The following is a 6,805-nucleotide window of genomic DNA, read 5'->3' as shown; positions in this document are numbered from 1 at the left end:
CTCGCAATGACGAGAGAACATCCACTTATCGCAATGGACGGGAGTTAATCGGGGCGTGGCGCAGTCGGTAGCGCGCTCGCTTTGGGAGCGAGAGGTCGTGAGTTCGAGTCTCACCGCCCCGACCAAGGTTTTTAAAATTTTTCTTTTATCTCCTCAATCTCGTTTTCTATTTTAGAAAGTTTTTCTTTTAAAAATTTTGCAAGCATAAGTCCCCTTTTGAATTTGGGGATACCTTTTTCCAAGTCCACATCGCCTTTTTCAAATTCGGCGGTTATTTTTTCCAGCTCTTTAAATGCTTCTGAAAGTGGTAATTCTTTTTCCATAAACACCCTTAAAATACTTAACTAAGGAGACACCTTTTTCAAAGGTGTCTCCTTTAATATTTCAGATATTATTCTACCATCTAAAAGTTCGGTTGTAATGGTTGAATTTGGCAAAGCGTCCCCTACTCTCTTTAGAATATTCCCTTCCTGATTATAAGTAATGCTAAAGCCCCGTCTTAAAACATTTTTGTAATCCAAACTTCTTAGAAGTCGCAGATTCTCGTCCACTTGGGATATCTTATATTCAACGGACATCCCAAACTTTTCAAATTGAAAACGAAAGTCTTTCATTTTGGCGCGAATTTTTTCCGCTTTGGTTATCAAAGAACTTTCTAAAAGCATTATATTTTTTTGGACATTATGTTTTTTCTCTTCTTTTAAATTATTAAGGGTATTATATAAATAATTAAAGTTGGCAGTTATTTTTGACAGCACATACTCTTTTTGCTCCGCTATAAGCTCTGCCGAGTTGGAGGGGGTAGAAGCTCTTAAATCGCACACCATATCCGCTATGGAAACATCCTTTTCATGCCCTACTCCGCAAACAACGGGAAATTTGCTGGAAAAAATTGCTCTTGCCACTTCCTCGGTATTAAAACTCTGCAAGTCTTCCAAACTTCCTCCCCCGCGAGTTAAGATAACAGCATCCAAATCCTTGAAATTGGAATTAAAATAATCAAAAGCGCCAGTTATTGAATTTGCCGATTCCCTGCCCTGCACCGAAACGGGATAAAAGTATATCTTTATCCCGCCCATCCTAGCTTTTAGAACTTTTATGAAATCATAATACGCTTGCGAATTTTTTGCGGTAATAAGACCAATTTTTTGAGGGAACATAGGCAAAACTCTTTTTCGGCTTTCCTCAAACAACCCTTCTTTTTCTAAACTGCTTTTAAGTTTTTCAAAAGCGATTTTTAGAGAACCCTCGCCGGCGAGCATAATCTGCGTGGCGCTTATGCTAAATCTCCCTGTTTTTTGATAAAGACGCGGAACTCCGTAAATGTGAACAAGCATTCCTTCTTCAAGCAAATTGTAATTAGGCAAAGTATTTAATATCCCAAAAACTTCCACACTGGAGCTCTCATCCTTTATGGTCATAAAAAGCCATTTTCCTTGACTTATGTTTATTTGAGAAATTTCGCCTTCCACAGTTATTTCCCCTACTTGATTTAAGTAGACATTTATAAATTCATTAAATTCCGAAACTTTAAATATTTTTTCCATAGTATTTTATTCTACTACACCCCTTTCCTGTTGTAGCGACCACAAGCGATACCTCTGTCATTGCGATCCCGAGTGCAATCGAGGGAGAAGCAATCTCTGTAAGATTGCTTCGTCGCTCGTTACACTCGTTCCTCGCAATGACGAGTTTTTTCTAAATACCGCCATTTGTTAAATTGGTCTTTTTTAAACTCGTAATTAGTATAACCGTGTTTTTTTAAGATGTCTCTAACTTGGTTCTTTTGTGGATGGTCAAATTCCATAAAGATTTTTCCATCTTTGGAAAAATAATTCTTGGCGTCCCTTAAAAACTTGCGGATGTATGTTAAACCGTCCTCTCCGCCAAATAAAGCGGAAGCGGGCTCGTTTATTAATACAGATTGTTCTATATCTTTTGAATGTGTTGGAATATAAGGAGGATTGGCAAAAATATAATCAAATTTTTCTTTTTTTGGGATTTTTTTAAAAACATCCGATTTAATTATTTTATATCTTTTGGAATCTATTTTATTCAACTTGCAATTTATTTCAATTTGTTCAAGACAATTATCCTCACTGTCCGAGAATATTACTGTAGAGTTAGGTAAATGTCTTAGTATAGAAATTCCAATGCACCCAGACCCTGCAAATATATCTAAAAGAGGGGTCCGCCCAAGGCGGGTCCCTTTATATCCTTTGATAACGCGTTCCACCCAATATTCAGTTTCAGGGCGAGGGATTAGCGGTTTTTTTGAAAGGTCTATTTTACAGCCTAAAAAATCCACATATCCAATTAAATAATCTAGCGGTTCTCCTCTTTTTAGTTTGTGAATATCTTCCCAAGCTTGCGCGGTTAATTTGTTATTGTATTTTTCGGATAAAAGCCATTTTATCTCTTTTTTATAGGAAACCATGGTTAGTGTTTAGTATCTAGTATATAGAGATTTTAGGTGAAACATTAAAAGTCGCAGTGTTTTTATAATATCAATCCCCACAAAAACCAACTTGTTTAATATCCAAGGATATTTGTGTATATAATGTTTTTTATAAAAAATTTTCATTGCCTCCACTCCGCTTGACAAAGCTCTTTTCCTAACTTGCGGGTCCACTTTGGTATGTTGACCGGATACTTTTTTTCCTTTTGACGCGCCTTTGTAATGTATTATTCTTACTTTCGGATAGTAAATTATTTTATAACCCAACTGTTTAATTTTGTACGCAAGGTCTATATCTTCGCCGTCTAAAAAATAATCCTCATCGTACCAACCAACTTTGTCCATAACGGCCTTTCTGATAAGACAAAACGCTCCTTGCGGAACATCAATCCCGTGTATTTCATCCTCTGATAAATAACCATACCAATACCTTGCAAAAACTTTTGATTTGGGAAAAATCCTGTCCAAAAAACTAAAATGGGTTAAAGCTATAAAAGGCGTGGGAAATGACCGGCGACTGTCTTTGTCCAGTCCCCCGCTCCATAAATCTATTTTGCAAGTTAAAGCTCCAATCTTTTTATCCTTTTTTATATATTCCAAACAAGCTTTTATAGTATCCTTTTCTACAACCGTATCCGGGTTTAGTATTAAAATGTAATCTCCTTGGCAAAATTTTCGCGCTTTATTGTTTGCTTTAGCAAACCCCAAATTTTCTTTATTGTCCAAAACTAAAACATTAGGAAACTCTTTCTTTACCATTTCCACAGTCCCATCAACGGACCCGTTATCGGATACGATTATTTGCAAATTTTCGTTGGGTTTAATTATGGAATTAAGGCAGTTGCGGGTTAAATCTTTAACATTAAATGTTACTATTATAACGGTAACTTGAGGTTTCATTTCTTTAATTATACTATAAAGAGGAATTTATAGTATTATGTAAGATATGGATTTGTTTTCGTACGCGAACAAAAGTCTTGATGAAATTTTTGAAGAATTTAAGGTAACCAGAAATGGTTTGTCTATAAACTCCGTTATTAAACTCCAAGAAATTTGTGGTCTGAACAAAATTGAATATTCCAAAGTTTATTGGTGGCATATTCTTTTGAGACAATTTAAATCCCCTTTTATATACCTACTTATTGTGGCTTCTCTAGTCTCTTTTGGATTAAAGGATGTACTTAACGGGTTGATGATTCTTCTTTTTGTTTTAATAGATGTATTTTTGGGTTTTTATCAGGAGTACAAGTCTGAAAAGATTTTAAAGTATTTAAAAAAATATATAACTTCCCTATCCAAAATAATTCGGGACGGCGTTAAAAATACGGTTAAAAGCGAAGAGCTTGTTCCCGGAGATATTGTGTTTTTAGAGGCGGGAGATTTAGTCCCTTGCGATATCCGTGTTATTGAAGAGGAAAATTTAACGGTGGATGAGTCGGTATTAACGGGAGAATCTGTTTTTATTAAAAAGCAAAGCAGTCCTTTAAAAAAGGTAGTGGACGAGTTTTACGAGGCTAACAATTTATGTTTTTCGGGTACAACTTTAGCAACCGGGAAATGCACAGGGATTGTGTTAAAAACAGGAAAAGAAACCGCGCTTGGAAAAATTGCGAAACTGTCTATAGAAACACATCGGGAAAGCGATTTTGAGAAATCCATAACCAGTTTGAGTTCGTTTATATTACGGCTTACATTAATAACTTTGGCAATTATTTTTATTTTAAATTTGATTCTTAAAGGGCAATCCGCTAATTTTCCGCAACTTCTTATTTTTTCTATTGCTTTAGCCGTAAGTGTTATACCCGAAGCTCTTCCTGCTGTAATGACTTTTTCGTTGTCCAAAGGCGCTTTTAAACTTGCTAAAAACAATGTGGTGATAAAAAGGCTTTCGGCTATAGAAGATTTGGGAAGTGTGGAAATTTTATGCGCGGATAAGACCGGAACTTTAACTGAAAACAAGCTTTCGGTATCAAATATTTACGCCGTAAAAGAAAAAGAGGAGGTTTTAATGTTTTCCGGACTTAAAATAGAAGGTTTTGAAGACGCTGTTTTTAAGAAGCTGTCCTCTTTCTATAAAAGAAACATTGAAGTTTTGGATAATTTACCTTTTGACCCTGAAAGAAAACGAAGCGCTTTGCTTGTTAAAGGAAAACTTTTTCCTACCGTTTATGTACGGGGGGCATGTGAGGAAATAGTTAAGCTCTGTTCTCACCTAACTTATTCTGAAAAGAAAAGCATTTCCGTTTGGGCAGAAGAAGAAGGATTAAAAGGAGGCAGGGTTATTGCTATAGCCAAAAAGAAACTTGAAGGAGAAGATTTTGCTAGAAGCGCGGAAAGCAATCTCAACTTTATTGGGTTGGTATCTTTTTTTGACCCTATTAAAAAAACCGCAAACAGTACTATTAAACGGGCGCAAAATTTAGGGGTGGGGGTTAAGATTTTAACAGGAGATAGCAAAGAAGTTTCTTTTGCGGTGGCAAAAGAGATTGGGTTAGTAGAGAAAATAACGGACATTACAACGGGAGCTGAATTTAATAAATTGTCCAATTTAGAGAAAACACAAGCGGTATTGCGATATAATGTCTTTTCGCGGGTAACGCCGGAGCAAAAGTTTGAAATTATTAATCTTTTGCAAAGTAAGTTTGTGGTAGGGTTTTTGGGCGAAGGGATAAATGACGCGCCGGCATTGAAAATTGCGAATGTGGGTCTTGTTGTTAAGGGGGCGGCTAATGTAGCTAATGAGGCGGCGGATATTGTGCTTTTGAAAAAGGATTTAGGGGTTATTATTGGGGGCATACAGGCTGGGCGCGAAACTTTTGCCAACACCACTAAATATATAAAGGCAACCCTTGCTTCTAATTTCGGTAATTTTTATACAGTTGCCATAGTGTCTTTATTTATTGATTTTCTGCCTCTTTTGCCTCTTCAGATTCTTTTGCTTAATTTATTGTCGGATTTTCCTATGGTTGCTATTGCAACCGATTCGGTGGATAAAGAAGAACTTAAAAGCCCTAAAAAATACAATATAAAGGATATTGCTCTGGTGGGTTCGTTTTTAGGGATTGTGAGCAGTTTTTTTGATTTTATGTTCTTTTTGGTTTTTTATAAAATTTCGCCTGCGGTATTGCAAACCAACTGGTTTATGGGCAGTGTAATAACGGAGTTATTGTTTTTGTTTTCAATTAGGACTAAGAGAGGCATTTTTAAAGCGACAAAACCTTCAAAATCCATTTTGGTTTTAACAGTTTTTACGATAATAATAACCTTAATTTTGCCCTTTACGGTTTTGGGTCATAAATTATTTAGTTTTGAATCGCCGAAACCGAGTTATTTGGTTACAATGGGAATTATTGTGGTTTGTTATTTAGCGGTTACGGAGATAGTAAAAAGGTTGTATTATAAGAAATTTGATAAAAATCAGTGAGTCGGCAGGGATTCGAACCCTGAACCTAATCCTTAAGAGGGATTTGCTCTGCCAGTTGAGCTACCGACCCATTAGAACTTGTTGCGAACAAAGTGAGTTACAAGTTCTTATGTCCTGAGCGTTATTGCCGAAGGGCGATTAAAATCAAGGAACAAAATCCAATGGCTGGGGAGCCTGGACTCGAACCAAGATACTTGCCTTCAAAGGGCAATGTCCTACCATTAGACGACTCCCCAATATGGTTTAAGCTGTGGACTCGGGCGGACTCGAACCGCCTACCTCCTCAATGCGAATGAGGTGTTCTACCTGCTGAACTACGAGCCCATTAGAACTTGTTACGAAATAAATGAGTTACAAGTTCTTATGTCCTGAACTACTGTGAAGGACTATTATTGTGCCCCCGGAGGGATTCGAACCCCCAACCGTCTCGTCCGAAGCGAGGTGCTCTGATCCGTTGAGCTACGAGGGCTTATTTTACCCTTCTATTCTATCAAAAATGTTCGTATTAGGGTAGTTTGAGTTTTTCTATGCTTCCTACTTTCCCCGCCTAACTTAATTTAAAATGGTAAAATTGGGGTATGAAAAAAAAATGGGGGCTTTACATTAAGCACTAACACTTAATGCTACTGACCTCCTCGTGATTGGCTTTATAATACTGCAAATATGGATAAAAGTTAAGCAGAAACAGTCGCGCTTTTTGGCGTTGGAATACCCGCAGTCAATAAACACCTTAAAAATATTTTTGAGAGTGGAGAATTACAAGAAAGTTCAGTTATTTCCATTTTGGAAATAACTGTCAAGGACGGGAAAAGATAGGGGTTAAAAGAAGTGGCAATCTCCCGCTAACAGCGGTATAATTTATATAGTTTAATAAAAATATGAAAAAAGATAATAGTAAAGCAGAACAATTTGAAAAAACACTT

The 6,805-nt window shown here is 36.6% G+C and carries 5 protein-coding genes and 5 tRNA genes; 2 read left to right on the top strand and 8 right to left on the bottom strand.

Features of this window, described 5'->3' with window-relative positions; all coding sequences use genetic code 11:
- The first annotated feature begins 49 nt into the window (after positions 1 to 49).
- A tRNA-Pro gene (locus KJ678_03110) sits at positions 50 to 125 on the top strand.
- A 6-nt stretch (positions 126 to 131) separates the two neighbouring features.
- Here KJ678_03110 and xseB read toward each other — a convergent pair.
- From xseB to KJ678_03090, 4 genes are all read right to left on the bottom strand, one after another.
- The gene (gene xseB, locus KJ678_03105) at positions 132 to 323 is read right to left on the bottom strand and encodes an exodeoxyribonuclease VII small subunit (protein ID MBU1017123.1); all 192 of its coding nucleotides are present in this window, start codon (positions 321 to 323) and stop codon (positions 132 to 134) included.
- A 21-nt stretch (positions 324 to 344) separates the two neighbouring features.
- Positions 345 to 1,547, bottom strand: a complete 1,203-nt coding sequence (gene xseA / locus KJ678_03100) for an exodeoxyribonuclease VII large subunit (protein ID MBU1017122.1) — start codon at positions 1,545 to 1,547, stop codon at positions 345 to 347.
- A gap of 119 nt (positions 1,548 to 1,666) precedes the next feature.
- Positions 1,667 to 2,437 carry a peptide chain release factor N(5)-glutamine methyltransferase gene (gene prmC, locus KJ678_03095; GenBank protein ID MBU1017121.1) on the bottom strand — a complete coding sequence of 257 codons (771 nt, stop codon included), beginning with the start codon at positions 2,435 to 2,437 and terminating at the stop codon, positions 1,667 to 1,669.
- 9 nt (positions 2,438 to 2,446) lie between these two features.
- Positions 2,447 to 3,358: a glycosyltransferase family 2 protein gene (locus tag KJ678_03090; GenBank protein MBU1017120.1), complete on the bottom strand. Its 912-nt coding sequence runs from the start codon at positions 3,356 to 3,358 to the stop codon at positions 2,447 to 2,449.
- A gap of 46 nt (positions 3,359 to 3,404) precedes the next feature.
- On the opposite strand from KJ678_03090, the gene KJ678_03085 reads away from it, so the two are divergent.
- Positions 3,405 to 5,882, top strand: a complete 2,478-nt coding sequence (locus tag KJ678_03085; protein ID MBU1017119.1) for an HAD-IC family P-type ATPase — start codon at positions 3,405 to 3,407, stop codon at positions 5,880 to 5,882.
- Here KJ678_03085 and KJ678_03080 read toward each other — a convergent pair.
- From KJ678_03080 to KJ678_03065, 4 genes are all read right to left on the bottom strand, one after another.
- Positions 5,880 to 5,952, bottom strand: a tRNA-Lys gene (locus KJ678_03080). The two genes, KJ678_03085 and KJ678_03080, sit on opposite strands and share 3 nt — an antisense overlap.
- Before the next feature lie 92 nt (positions 5,953 to 6,044).
- Positions 6,045 to 6,118 (bottom strand) — tRNA-Gln (locus KJ678_03075).
- A gap of 15 nt (positions 6,119 to 6,133) precedes the next feature.
- Positions 6,134 to 6,206 (bottom strand) — tRNA-Ala (locus KJ678_03070).
- Positions 6,207 to 6,277: 71 nt separating this feature from the next.
- Positions 6,278 to 6,351 (bottom strand) — tRNA-Arg (locus KJ678_03065).
- Between the last annotated feature and the right edge of the window lie 454 nt (positions 6,352 to 6,805).

This window comes from Patescibacteria group bacterium, from assembly GCA_018817085.1.
Taxonomy (GTDB): domain Bacteria; phylum Patescibacteriota; class WWE3; order CG2-30-40-12; family CG2-30-40-12; genus CG2-30-40-12.
Note: the sequence above shows the minus strand (reverse complement) of the source record. Positions and strands in the feature narration are given on the sequence as shown.